The sequence below is a fragment of the Rossellomorea sp. LJF3 genome (genome assembly GCF_037046045.1).
Taxonomy (GTDB): Bacteria; Bacillota; Bacilli; order Bacillales; family Bacillaceae_B; genus Rossellomorea.
In genome coordinates this window covers 324107-337767 of record NZ_JBANLY010000001.1, presented here as the reverse complement: position 1 = coordinate 337767, position 13661 = coordinate 324107, and the positions used below count along the sequence as shown (strand labels likewise).

Genomic DNA, 13661 nt, shown 5'->3' with positions numbered 1-13661 from the left:
GGTTAAGAGGCTCTATGAGCTTTAACTACCTGTTTTTCCTTCTTCATGAAAGGCATCCACCAGTTCCAGTCTCCAAGGAGCTTCATTAACGAAGGGACCAGGATCATTCTGACGATGGTTGCATCAATGAAGATGGCGATAGAAATCCCAACCCCGATCTGTTTGACGGGCATCACACCTGTAAAAGCGAAAGCCCCCGTTATGACAATCATGATAAGAGCGGCCGAGGTGATGATTTTACTCGTTGAAGTAAGTCCTTCAATGGTAGAACGTGTGTTGTCACCGGTTTCTTGATAAATTTCATGGATCCTGGAAATGAGGAATACCTCATAATCCATGCTAAGGCCGAAAACAAGGCTGAATACAAGGACCGGAAGCACAAGGGCAATATCCGATTCAGGGATTCCAAAGTGTCCTCCCTGGAAAATCCATACTAAGATTCCGAATGTCGATGTAAGACTGATGATATTCATTAAAATCGCCTTCAATGGAATGATGATGGAGCGGAATGCGATCATCAGAATCAGGTAGGTAGAACCTAAAATGATGAAAAGGCATAACCCTACCTTTTGATAGATTTCATCAAAAATTTCCTGATTGAATTTCACCTGTCCTCCAAACTGGAGGGGGTATGACCATTCTTTGTGACTCCATTCGTTCACCAGTTCCTTTGCAGCGGATGATGATGAATCCAATGACAAGTGAACTGGAATCAGTGCTTTGTCTCCATGGATAAATCGATTCAGTGCAGGATCAATCTTCTCCTTGGATTCCGGCTGCTGAATGGCCCCGAATAATTTTTCAGGAGAGTCGATATTGGTGGCTTTGAAGATAGAGTCCACTGAAGTCACAGCTGATTCCTGATTGAATTCAGAAAGGAGTTCATTCAAATCTTCCAATCCATCTTTAGTGGTCCAGCCATTCTCACGTTTGGCAATCACATAAACCGTACTGCTTTCATCTGTCTTAAACTCCTCCTGAATGGTATCCATCGCCTGACGGGATTCAAATGTTGCAGGTAATGCCTCCGTATCTGGAATGGCAAGATTCATAGAGCGGACAGGCAAAATGCCGATCACTAAGACAAACAGGGCGAGCAGGGCTAGAATCACAGGTCTTTTCATAACAAACCCGGCAAATACCCTCCATTTCCCGTGGGCATTTTTCTTCTGTTTGATCAGCATCCATTTATTTATGGACTTTCCGAGGAGCAGAAGAACGGAAGGGAGGAGTGATAATGCAGAAACCACTGCAAGCATGACGACTACCATGCCTCCGATGGCGATCGTCTGGAATATATCGATTTCAATGAGGAGCATGGCTCCCAGACCGATGAATACACATAATGCAGAGAAAATGATTGATTTTCCTGCCGTTTGAATAGTGGTATGGATCGCTTCCGGTATTGACCTCGTGGCCAGTTCTTCACGATAGCGGTTAATAAACAGTAGTGAGAAGTCAATGCTCAGGGCAAGACCAATCATTGGGACTACATTCAGCAGGAAAACGGATAATTCCATGCTGCCGCCAATTAGAGTGAGAACCCCGAATGCCGTAACGACCGTCACCACTCCAATGATGATGGGTACAAGGGAAGCAACAACCGAGCCGAATGCAAATAACAGGACAAGGAGAGCGAATGGTAATCCTATCAATTCGGCCCGTTTCAGATCATCTTGACTGGCCTTATTAATATCTGAACTAATAATGGATGCCCCGGTCAATGACTGGCCTGGGTTTTCTTTTACTAGTGCTTTGATTTTATTTGTTTCGTTAGTGATATCAGACTCATCGAAGGATAAAACGGCGTAAGCCACGTCGTCTTTCACTAATTTTTCATCTTGTAATGGTGACTGTATATAAGAGGTGACACCCAAGTCTTCTATGCTCTCAATCGTTTTATTAATGGATGCCTGAAACCCTTCTGCAGATTGGGAATCCTGCTTTTCCATAAGTAGCAAAATGGATGATTCGGGAAAATCAAACGAATCGGTCAATTCGTCGTTCACTTTTTCAAACTGTCCGTCAGTCCTAAAACCATCCCCGCCTAATATGGTGGGTAAGTCTGTTGCAAAATAAGCGAATATCCCCGCGATCATCACCCAGAGTACAATGATCCATTTATACCAACGGGTGATCCCTTTACCGAGCAGTTCCATCTCATCACACTCCTAAATTGAAACTCTTACATCCTGATTTATTGATATTTACATTACTTATTACAATAAAAAAGAATCACTTATTCAGTTTAATAGGTGGAGTCATCAGGTGCAATAACTAAATGCTCGAATAGATGATAATTGAACGATCATTAAGATTCCTTCATGTTGAGGATGAATGTAGAAGCGCTCAATAAATCAGGAAATATGTAATCAGCGTTATAGGTTGGAGGAGAGATGCCATTTAGTAAAATCGTGGTGCATCCAGCTTTGTTGCCTGCTTCTATGTCTACATCACGATCCCCGATCATGAAGGATCCAGCAAGATCAATGCCGTATTTTTCTGCCAGTTCAAGAAGCATCCCGGGTTCGGGCTTTCTGCATGAACAACCCGCATGGGGCTTGTGAGTGCAGCAGGAAACTTCCTGAATGAAACCGCCTGCTTGTTTGATTTCATTTACCATATAATCATGGATGGAGTCCAGCTCTTCATGGGAAAGATAGCCTAATCCAACGCCACCTTGATTTGTAACGACAAAAAGAAGGAATCCGGATTGGGATAAAGCCTTTATGGCTTCGGGGACTCCTTCCAGGAAATAAAATTGATCCGGCCGGTTCACAAAGCGGACTCTATTGGTTTTCACCTCGTTGATTACTCCATCACGGTCAAGAAAAACAGCTTTATTCATCATAAATCCTCCTTATTCGATAAGTTTCATCAAGAAACACCGTGTATATGTCGCTTCTTGCGGTTTCCGAGGAAATAATGACAGAGTATTCTGTCATTTATTCTTAATCGATAGGGACGGACCTTTAGAAAGTCCGTCCCTTTCCTTTATAGTTTGCGGATAAAAACGACTTTTAAGTAGTCGCTCTGCTTGTATTGACTGAGGGTTTTAAAATCTTCAGGAAGAGTGTATTCTTCGAGTATGTTATATTTCCCATTGGTTTCCTTGAATGCTGTATCAATAAACCCTTTGAATTTTTTCATATTGAAGGTGCTGCAGTTTGTGGAAGCCACGATGGTCCCGTTCTTTTCAGTGATGGCAATCGCTTCTTTCAACAAATCCTTATAATCTTTCGCAGCGCTGAATGTGTGTTTTTTGGAGCGGGCAAAGCTTGGTGGATCTAATATCACCACATCGAATGAAAGCTGTTTTTTAACAGCATATTTGAAGTACTTGAACACATCTTCCACAATGATGTCTTGAGCCTCATAATCGATTCCGTTTATGCTGAATTGTTCAATCGTTTTGCTTAAACTGCGATTCGCAAGGTCCACACTGGTGGTGTGAGAGGCACCGCCGAGAGCAGCATATACAGAGAATGCACCGGTATAAGAGAATGTATTCAATACCCTCTTGCCTTCTGAGTATGCGTCACGAATCCTTTTCCTCACTTCGCGTTGATCGAGAAATACCCCCACCATCGCTCCATCATTTAAATAGATGGCAAATTGTACGCCGTTTTCTTTCACGAGGAGAGGGAAGGAAGGGCGTGTACCTTCGACAAAATCGTCTTCTTCAACGTATTTCCCTTCCTGTGCGAACCTTTTCTTCTGGTAAATACCTTTATATTCGGTTAATTCCCGTATCGATTCCATCACTTCTTCATGGAAAGAATACGCGCCCTTTGAATACCACTGAATGAGATAATATCCATCAAAGTAATCAATGGTTATACCCCCGAAACCGTCGCCTTCTCCATTAAACACCCTGAATGCCGTTGTATCTTCACTATAGTAGAAGTGTAGGCGTTGATTAATGGCAGCCTGGATCTTTTTATAAATGAACTCCTTGTTTATATCTTCATGTTCTTTCCAGCTCAGAAGCCAGCCGATTCCTTTATTCTGGATTCCGTAGTACCCTTTTGCAATAAAGCGATCATGGGTATCTACCAGTTTGAGGATGTCACCGTCCTGTAAATCTTCAATCGAAGTAGTGACATTTTCTTTATTTAAAAGAGGAAACCCTTTTAGAAATGGTTGTATGTATTTGGGGCTAGCTTTTACGATTTTTTCTTTTGTCATTCCACTCATCCTAACCTATTGGTTTAGTCTTGTGTAGTATAGAACGTTACGGGCGTTTACGCAACTGCATAAAAAATCCCCTCAGGTCCGAAGAGGGGAAAGGTTTCAAGATTATTTACTCCATAGATAATCTCCTACAAGACGGTCCACTTTCATCGTTTCATGTAATCCGCTATGAGAAATCGTTGGATCATACACTATTTTGGACTGGAAAGGATTTTTCTCGAAAAATGATCGACTCGCCAGTGCACTCTGTACATTTACCACGTCATCACCTGAACCAGCGATGGATAGCACTTGTATTTCAGAAGAAATCAAATGACGATTGAGATGCATTTTCTTCAATGCTTGGGATCCAGGCTTTAAATCAATCACAGCTGCACCCGTATTGATTTGACCATAAGACTCTTTCGTGACTCCCTGAAAAGGAGTGGCAATCGTAATGAATTTATGGGTTTTTGGAACAAACGATTCATTACTGGTATTTTCTAAATATTGGGTTGAGGCAAGGCCACCCATAGAGTGGGCGACAATATTGACAGTGGAAACATTGAATTGGTGATGCAGCAGCTTCATGGCATTTTCAAGCCAAATCGCCTGTTTATCCAAGGAAGCACGATTGTCTTCAAAAATGACTTGAACAAGTGGGGGAGAACTCGGGTTTTTAGGGAGAGCCCCTTTGTATCTTATGCTGCCGGAATCTGATACGGAAATTTCAAGCGTTTTTTGACCCCACCCATGCCGGTTCTCAAAACGGTCCAACATGGTCCTGAAGGAATTATATGTACCTTTATACCCGTGCACGAAGACTGTGGGATATTTCTCCTCGGCTGTTAAAGGTTTTTCACTGGACTGAACGTTCGTCGTGCGAAAAATAGTATATAAAGTGAAGAAGGCAATGATGAAGAGCCCGCTCCAAAGAAATGATTGTTTTGACTTTACTGACAAGAAAATCGCTCCTTTAAAAAGGTATACTTCTATTGTAAGGTATTCGTGAAGTATTGAATATGTTAAAAAAGAAATTTATTTGTCATATTATATGTAATTTTTACCTTATTTGGTACTGTGTATCTATTTCTTTATTTCATCTAGTCAGTAAAAGCAAGGTCCATAAGAAAAAGGCTTAAATGAATATTTAAGCCTCCAACGTTATTCTGCCATTAAAATTAAAAATTAAACCCAATCGCCAGCTTTAAAAATCGGCTCAATCGTACCATCCGCCTTTTCACCGTCAATATCCAATTGTGATGAGCCGATCATGAAGTCCACGTGAATCATGCTTTCGTTAAAGCCAATTTCCTGTAACTGTTCAGGCGTCATCGTCTTACCATCCTCAACACATACAGACAGAGCCCTGCCCAATGCAATATGACAAGAAGCATTTTCATCAAAAAGGGTGTTGTTGAAAACGATATTTGTATTGGAAATTGGGGAATCGTGCGGTACCAATGCCACCTCACCCAAATATGATGCACCTTCATCCGTTTCGAGTAAGTTCTTCAACGTTTCATAGCCTTCTTCAGCCGTGTAATCAATGACTTTCCCTTCCTTGAAGGTCAACGAGAAATTCTTGATGAGGGTGCCGCTATAATTAAGTGGCTTTGTACTGGATACAACACCGTTCACCCCAAATTTATCGGGAATCGAAAACACTTCTTCCGTCGGGAGGTTCGGGACGAAAGGAATGCCTTTATCATTGGTGAATTGGGCACTGATCCATTTTGTTTTAGGGTGGAATTCGATGGTCAAATCTGTTCCCGGTCCTTTATAATGAAGCTTTTTGTACTTTCCTTCGTTTAAACGGTGGGCGTTCTTGTTAAGGTTATCGATATGCGCTTCCCATAACTCAACGGTATTTTCCTGATCCGTTCTGGTTGTATAAAAGATGTTCTCCCACAGTTTGGTGAAAGCGTCTTCTTGCGAAAGATCGGGAAAAACGGTTCGAGCCCATTCCACTGTTGGTATAGCAGCGATCAACCAGCTGATCTTTCCGCCTCCGATATAAGCTGAAAAGTCTTTCATTGCTTCTGCAGAGGTTTTGTTCAACATAGCGACACGCGTAGGGTCTGAGTCCCTTAAAAGAGAAGGATTCGGGGCAGCTAAGTTCAACAGTGCAACATTGTTCTCTGCCATCTCAATGTATCCCTTTGCTTTCCATTCAGGGAACGCTTTCAATCCTTCTTCGGCAGATTTCTCCAGGCGGATCTTTTTCAGTTCATCATCATAGAAATCCGTTAACACATTCAGTGCTCCTGCATCGTATGCTTTCTCTGTAATCAGACGAACAAATTCATATGCTGTAATAGGCGCTGATATCATCAGTTCCTGTCCCTTTTGCAGATTCAATCCGACTTCTACGATCAGATCTGCATATCTTCCTAAGTTTCTCTCAAATGCTTGATTCATTTGTGAATCCCCCTTATATATGTATTCAATCATAACTATATCTCTTTTTTCAGAAAATTTCATTGATTAAGTTCATGTTTTAATATAAAAAGGACTGGTCCATAACTGGGCCAGTCCTGAAAATGTTTATAGTTTAGTTGAGAACGGCGGGAATTCTTCTTCGTTTGAGTTGATGACGATCACGCCGGAAAGGGCCATGGCTGTGAGGCTGGTGATGATCAATATCTTTCTCAGCTTTTTCATTTTTTAACCACCTCCTTATAATGGCAGCATTTCTTCATAAATGTTATTGGCTTCATTTAGGTGGAATGCAGCAAGTTTGTATTTTCTAATTCTTTGATAATATTGGCCAAGGAATTTAGAATACTCAGCATATAATAGAAGAGAGCCGTTTTTCTTAAAGTAAGCCAATGCATACTCCTTCATGAAATTCTCAAATCCACTAGGAAATTCATTCAGTGCAAATTGATAATAAGATAATTGATAGAATTTATCGGGATATCTTTCTTTTGAACAAAGCTCCAATCCTTTTGGTAACCAGAATTGGACTTTTGAATGTTGATTCAGTTTATAATGCTCTTTGACAAGGGAAAGAATCGAATAGAGTTTTCCTTCGTCGTCCGAATCCTTTAATTCAATGCTTCTCACAAAATGCTGGATGGCTTCATCGCTTTCATTCATAAAAGATTTAAGGTATCCGAAATTTTGCTCGATCTTGGACTGTAAAGATGTATACTGAATGGTCTGAGAAATGAAGTTAGCCCAGTCATAATGTTTTAAGGCGTCCTCATCATTCCGGATTCTCCGATAGCAGATTCCCAACAATAAATGGACCTCTGCGCACCTTTTCTGGTAATAAACCCCCTGAAAAATGGAGAGGGCTTTTTCCCCGTAGTAAATGGCTAAACGATACATGTGTAAACGTGTCAGGACTAAACTGAATAGATAAAATAAATCTGCCCTTTCTTCTTCATTTACAACATTTCCAAGCACAAAGTAAGTTTCGGCTTCTTTTAATTCACCTTTGGCTTTTTCGTATTCCTTCATTAGATAATAATAATTTCCTTTATATTTATGAAAGTAAAATTTATGCTTGTCGGAAAGTTCCTTATAATTCGACTGAATATCTCCCAAATGACTGAAAGCTTCCGTTAGATTTCCCCTTATTAATTGAACCCGGAAGCAGAGAATTTTATAAAAGAAATGGGTGGTTAGATCATCGGTTTGATCGAGATCCCTTTGGATGACCTCGTGAATGGATCGTGCTTCATCCTCCTTATTCCAAAGTAATGCATGATTCCACTTTTCGAGAAGTTCATTCAAATGGTTAGGGCGGTCGACTTGATTATTTAAACCCAGTCGCTCGCATAGCAAATGTACGATTTCATCTGAAGGTGTCACTTGGTTATTTTCCAGTTTTGAAAGGTAAGAGATTGAAATGATGCCTTTAGATAAATTTTGTTGTGTTAGCTTTTGTTTAAGTCTGTGGAAACGAATCTTAGAACCAATCTTCATATGATTCTTCTCCTTTTAGGATATAAAATTCCAACCTATGGAACAGAATATTTAACATAATAACATAAACGAAGCTTAATAATTTAGAATATTCCTATAATTATATTTTTTAATGGGTATAAAGGAGGTATTTTGGTTACTTGAATGGTTTTAAGTCATAATGATTCACCGATAAATATCCTTTGTTATAATGAATCTGGTGAAAGTTATAGAGGAGGATGGTCATTGTGATTGACTTACGAAGTGATACGGTAACAAAACCAACGGAGGAAATGAGAAGGGCAGCTTATGAGGCTGAAGTGGGGGATGATGTGTATGGTGAAGACCCTACTATCCTAAGACTAGAAAAGGAAGCAGCCAGTATTCTTGGGAAAGAGGAAGCATTATTCGTCACAAGCGGGACCCAGGGGAACCAAATTGCCGTATTGACCCATACCAGACCGGGAAATGAAATTTTATTAGAAACGGATTCGCATATCTTTTACTACGAATCCGGGGCAGTTGCGGCTTTCGCAGGCGTTCAAACCCGGACGATTAAAGGGACCAATGGAGAAATGGACCCTGGTGAAATAGAAGCTGCAATTCGTACGGAGGATCAGCATTTTCCGGAAACGGGTTTGATTTGTCTGGAAAATAGCCATAACCGTGCGGGAGGGGCAATCGTTTCACCGGAAAACATGCAAGCCATCCATACCATTGCCAAGAAACACTCCATTCCGGTGCATGTTGATGGAGCCAGGCTCTTTAATGCTGTTGCTGCAAGTGGTAGGGACGTAAAGGAGTTTACGGATCACTGTGATACCGTTCAAATATGTTTATCGAAAGGCTTGGGCGCACCGGTAGGTTCAATCATTGCAGGTGACAAGAACTTTATTAAGAAAGCTAGAAAGTGGAGAAAACGTTTGGGCGGGGGACTGAGACAAGCCGGGGTGATTGCGGCTCCAGGATTGGTAGCCTTGAACAAGATGAGAGGACGTTTGTCAGAAGATCATGAGAAAGCAAGAATCCTCAAAGAAACCTTTCGAACATGTAACGGGATTGAAATCATCAATGAAGTGGATACTAATATTGTAGTGGCTGATGTATCCGGCACAGGAATGACAGCATCACAATTCGTAGAAGATTTAGAGAGAAAAGGAATATTGGCCGTAACTTTTGGACCGACACTGGTCCGCTTCACGACTCATTATGATGTCTCTATGGAGGACATAGTGGAAGTTTCCCGGATACTTAAGGCTCAATTTTAGCCAATCGATTCCTGTGGGTGGTTCAGGAAACGGAATAGGGCAGGACTTGCCCTATTTCCACCCTTATTCTTTGTGATCAAGTTGCTTTCCATGATGGGGATGTGGGTGCCATCTCATCATATAACCATTTTCTTTTAGCTTTTGATGCTTAGCTTCCATCATGTTCAGCACTTTGTCGCCTTGTTCTTTGGTAAAGACACCGTACTCGACGTATTTCTTCACAAGTTCTTTTTTCGTCGAATACATCTGTTCGTGCAATTTGCCAAGCTCTGCTTTTTGGTCTTCTGTCAGATTCACCTTTTGTCCCGGTGTCTGACCCTGAGGTTGACCTTCTGCAGAGACGATGGAACTGAATCCAAAGCTGATGATGAGGGCAGCTGCAATTGATACCACTATTTTTTTCATTTTTATTTCCTCCTTCCTGAAGATTCTCTTATATTCTTTGCAGTGTATTAGAAGAATATGTAAGAGTGGACGAATCGGCGGAGGTATTGCTAGTATAACAAGGAGTAGAAACAGGATGAGGGGGTTTTGATCAATGTTAAATAAGTTTTTGTCAAGTATCGGGATAGGCCATGTGAAGGTGGATACCATTGTGCACACGACAGAAATTTCACCTGGCGACCACATCAGGGGGGATGTCGTCTTAAAGGGGGGGATGGCCGATCAGCCGGTGAATGAAATTCAACTATTACTTCTCCTAAAATATGAAGAAGATAAACAGGATAGTGATTTTTCTTATCATGAGAAGGATTTAAATACGATCACACTGGACAGTATAGGGACGATTAAGGCTGGGGAGGAAAAAAGGATTCCATTTGAATTCCCTACAGATGCAAGACACCCTAAAACGACTGATACGGAAGAAACCATTTTAAGGACAACGGTGGATATACCCCAAGCGGTCGATCCCACAGATGAGGACAGCATACTTGTCCGATGATTTAAGGAAAAGGGCCGATTCCCCAAGTGAATCGGTCTTTTTTGAATGTTTCTATGGATACAGGAGTGATGAATGTGATACCAAAGAGTACTAAGTTCTTATTGAAATCCATAAAAACCCAATGTAAAATGTAGTAAGCGCATACATTCAAAAAATTCAGAAATCTAATGTATGTAAAAATCATTGGATAAGGGAGGAGTTTGATGGGAGGAATTTGGTTAGCGGTCATAGGGGGTATCGTGTTTCTCGTAGGATATAAATATTATTCAACCCTAATTGCGGAAAGAGTGTACAGGCTCGATCCGAACTACGTGACACCTTCTCACCAGTATAAAGACGGAGTCGACTTCGTACCAACGAATAAATTTGTCCTTTGGGGTCACCATTTCACTTCAGTTGCAGGTGCAGCTCCTATCGTAGGACCGGCTATAGCCGTGTATTGGGGATGGCTTCCTGCTTTTCTATGGGTGATTTTCGGTACCGTGTTTGCTGCAGGAGTCCATGATTTCGGGACTTTGGTGTTGTCGGTTCGAAATAAAGGACAATCCGTTGGCTCATTAGCCAATAAGTTGATAGGAAAGAGGGCAAAAGTACTTTTTTTATTCATTATTTTAATTCTTGTGTTAATGGTTAATGCGGTTTTTGCCTGGGTCATTGCGAATTTATTCATCACGTTCCCGGCAAGTGTTCTATCAGTGTTTATTCAGATTCCGCTGGCTGTCTGGATCGGATATTCCGTCTACAAACGTAATGGGGGCATGTTAATACCGTCAATCGTGGCACTTGGTGTCATGTACGCGTCAGCGGTCATCGCAAGCCGTGTAGATTTTCTGCAAATCGATCTGGTCCGATATTTCGGTGGGCAGGAAGCGACTTCATTATTTGGTTTAAGCTCCACGAGCATGGCTTTCCTTGTGTGGATCGTTATTCTGATGATTTACGTGTACATAGCTTCCATTCTTCCCGTATGGAAACTATTACAGCCTCGTGATTATATCAATTCACATCAACTGATCGCGGGTCTCGGATTGCTGTATCTCGGGCTACTGTTCACTAATCCAGAGATCACTGCACCGATGACAAATGGATCTGCAGATGTATCATGGTTCCCTTTATTATTTATTACGATTGCATGCGGTGCGATTTCAGGTTTCCACGGACTGGTGTCATCCGGTACCTCTTCAAAGCAGCTGAACAAGGAAACAGATGCCCGCTTCGTCGGTTATTTAGGAGCGGTAGGGGAAGGGGCACTTGCCCTGATTGCCATCATTGCCTGTATTACATTTTTCCCTAACGTGGAAGAATTCCAAGCTACCTACAGTGGATTTGCAGCAGCAAGTGGAGCGGGATTGGGCGTGTTCATTCAAGGCGCAGGACAACTTGCCACAGGAGTAGGGATTCCGGCGGATATTGCCGCAACGATCGTTTCCGTCATCATTGTAAGCTTCGCGGCCACAACCCTGGATTCATCCGTTCGTCTGATGCGATATATCATTTCTGAATTGGGAGAGGAGTACAAAGTACTTTCATTAACTAACGCACACGTTGCGACTACGATTGCAGTGGTATCGAGTGCGGCTTTGACATTATTGCCTCAGGGCCCTAAAGGATTCGGATCAGGTGGATATCTCCTTTGGCCCTTATTTGGGACATCGAATCAACTGCTGGCAGGGATCAGTCTACTTCTGATAACAATATGGCTCAAGCGACAGGGGAGAAATTACCTGGCTACATTGATCCCGATGTTGTTTCTCATGTTTATGACGCTTTGGGCAATGATCAACCAGGTTGTTTTTGAATGGTCAGGAGCCGGGGAATCGGAAGGGAATATGCTTTTATTCATATTTGGAAGCATCATCTTAATCTTTACCCTTTGGATTCTCATTACAGCAGCATCTTCCCTTTCTAAAAAAGGTGATGATCCTTCTCAGTTCTCGGTGTAAGCATGGAAGTAAGGGGACTCAAATCGGGGTCCCCTTTTTAGTAGGAAGGAGGGATCACTTGGAAACAACCATCATGGACAAATTCAAAAAGGTAATGAAATTATATGATGATATGATCCGTCTTCCTCACAAAACGGAAATCGCCAGGGAATTGAGGGACGAAGAGGATTTATTCTTATTGCTGCTCTATTCGGATATGATTGGGATACCCAACCCTGTATTTTATTACACGCTGGAACTCTATCCATATATGATCGAAAAATTTCATGATTGGCATTTAAGAATGGGGATGGAACATTCTCCACTGGATGGAATCAGATGTTGCTAAAACGAAAGGAAGGGAATTCATGAATGATTTACTGAATCAATCCATTCTATTTGTGGGGGGCAAAGGAGGAGTCGGAAAATCGACATCGGCATCTGCACTGGCCGTCATGTTTGCAAAGATGGGGAAGAAAACGCTGATCGTCTCAACAGATCCCGCTCATAACCTTGGGGATATATTTCACAGGGAAATCAATGGGTATGCGATTCCGTTATCGGACGATCTATGGGGGATCGAAATTGATCCAGATGCGGAAACACGTCAATACATCAACGGGGTGAAAGGGAATCTTAAAGGGATGGTAAAGTCCAATATGGTGAGTGAAGTCCACCGTCAAATCGATATGGCTGCTTCAGCACCAGGGGCGGAAGAAGCTGCCTTATTTGATAGGATCGTTTCGATCATCCTGGAAGAAGGAAATGAATATGATAAAATCATTTTCGACACAGCCCCTACAGGACACACGATCCGACTATTATCTCTACCGGAATTAATGGGAGTGTGGATGGATGGAATGCTTGAGAGAAGAAAGAAAACAAATAAAAATTATTCCCAGCTTTTGAATGATGGTGAACCGGTTGAGGACCCCATTTACGATATCCTCCAAAAACGCCGGGAAAAGTTTTCGAAAGTAAGAGGGATTCTGCTTGACCGGAAAAAGACAGGTTTTATTTTCGTTCTTATACCAGAAAGACTGCCGATTCTTGAAACAGAAAAAGCGATTGAATTGATGTCCTCCCACTCACTTAATATTGGTGGGCTGATTGTGAATAAAATCCTGCCGAAACAAGCGGATGGAGAGTTCTTGCAGAAAAGAAGAGATCAGGAAAAAGTCTACCTGCGTATGATGCAAGAAAGATTCACAGACCAATCACTATACGAGGTCCCTCTGTTAGAAGAAGATATCTGTACGCTTTCCCATCTGGAAGGATTTGCATCCCATCTTCAAAAAGCCATTTACAAAGAAGAGGGAATCTACTGATTCGGAAGGTATACATATTAGTGAGAGTGACCATTGGGGAAGTTCTTCAATGGTCATTTTTGCGTTGGGAAGGGAAAATAGATGATTTTGTCGAAAGTGTAATGATCAATAA

Annotated in this window: 12 protein-coding genes; 5 read left to right on the top strand and 7 right to left on the bottom strand. The window is 41.7% G+C overall.

The features are described from left to right. Window positions 1-2: 2 nt before the first annotated feature. The 6 genes from V8G47_RS01775 to V8G47_RS01750 form a co-directional block, all read right to left on the bottom strand. Entirely contained in the window at window positions 3-2159 is a 2157-nt protein-coding gene (locus V8G47_RS01775; RefSeq protein ID WP_336198583.1) for an MMPL family transporter, read from the bottom strand. Between the two features lie 152 nt (window positions 2160-2311). After that, window positions 2312-2848 (bottom strand): D-glycero-alpha-D-manno-heptose-1,7-bisphosphate 7-phosphatase, encoded by a 537-nt coding sequence (locus V8G47_RS01770; RefSeq protein ID WP_336198582.1) that lies wholly within the window; start codon window positions 2846-2848, stop codon window positions 2312-2314. Window positions 2849-2994: 146 nt separating this feature from the next. Further along, window positions 2995-4188 (bottom strand): class I SAM-dependent rRNA methyltransferase, encoded by a 1194-nt coding sequence (locus V8G47_RS01765; RefSeq protein ID WP_336198581.1) that lies wholly within the window; start codon window positions 4186-4188, stop codon window positions 2995-2997. Window positions 4189-4299: 111 nt separating this feature from the next. After that, entirely contained in the window at window positions 4300-5136 is an 837-nt protein-coding gene (locus tag V8G47_RS01760) for an alpha/beta hydrolase (protein WP_336198580.1), read from the bottom strand. A gap of 225 nt (window positions 5137-5361) precedes the next feature. Further along, on the bottom strand, window positions 5362-6594 hold the full coding sequence (locus V8G47_RS01755) for an aminopeptidase (protein WP_336198579.1): 1233 nt from the start codon (window positions 6592-6594) through the stop codon (window positions 5362-5364). A 258-nt stretch (window positions 6595-6852) separates the two neighbouring features. Then, window positions 6853-8109: a helix-turn-helix transcriptional regulator gene (locus tag V8G47_RS01750; protein WP_336198578.1), complete on the bottom strand. Its 1257-nt coding sequence runs from the start codon at window positions 8107-8109 to the stop codon at window positions 6853-6855. Window positions 8110-8336: 227 nt separating this feature from the next. Here V8G47_RS01750 and V8G47_RS01745 point away from each other — a divergent pair, with 227 nt between their 5' ends. Then, window positions 8337-9356 (top strand): threonine aldolase family protein, encoded by a 1020-nt coding sequence (locus V8G47_RS01745; protein ID WP_336198577.1) that lies wholly within the window; start codon window positions 8337-8339, stop codon window positions 9354-9356. A gap of 63 nt (window positions 9357-9419) precedes the next feature. On the opposite strand, the gene V8G47_RS01740 is transcribed toward V8G47_RS01745, so the two are convergent. Continuing rightward, a complete protein-coding gene (locus tag V8G47_RS01740) occupies window positions 9420-9761 on the bottom strand; it encodes a YckD family protein (protein ID WP_336198576.1) in 342 nt (113 codons plus the stop codon). Window positions 9762-9894: 133 nt separating this feature from the next. On the opposite strand from V8G47_RS01740, the gene V8G47_RS01735 reads away from it, so the two are divergent. The 4 genes from V8G47_RS01735 to V8G47_RS01720 all read left to right on the top strand — a co-directional run bounded on the left by V8G47_RS01735 (window position 9895) and on the right by V8G47_RS01720 (window position 13549). Next, window positions 9895-10299 (top strand): sporulation protein, encoded by a 405-nt coding sequence (locus V8G47_RS01735; RefSeq protein WP_336198574.1) that lies wholly within the window; start codon window positions 9895-9897, stop codon window positions 10297-10299. A gap of 203 nt (window positions 10300-10502) precedes the next feature. Beyond that, window positions 10503-12242 (top strand): carbon starvation CstA family protein, encoded by a 1740-nt coding sequence (locus tag V8G47_RS01730; RefSeq protein ID WP_336198573.1) that lies wholly within the window; start codon window positions 10503-10505, stop codon window positions 12240-12242. Between the two features lie 73 nt (window positions 12243-12315). Continuing rightward, complete coding sequence (locus V8G47_RS01725; RefSeq protein WP_336198721.1) at window positions 12316-12570, top strand: cory-CC-star protein; 255 nt, start codon at window positions 12316-12318, stop codon at window positions 12568-12570. 19 nt (window positions 12571-12589) lie between these two features. Then, window positions 12590-13549: an ArsA family ATPase gene (locus tag V8G47_RS01720; protein ID WP_336198572.1), complete on the top strand. Its 960-nt coding sequence runs from the start codon at window positions 12590-12592 to the stop codon at window positions 13547-13549. Window positions 13550-13661: the final 112 nt, after the last annotated feature.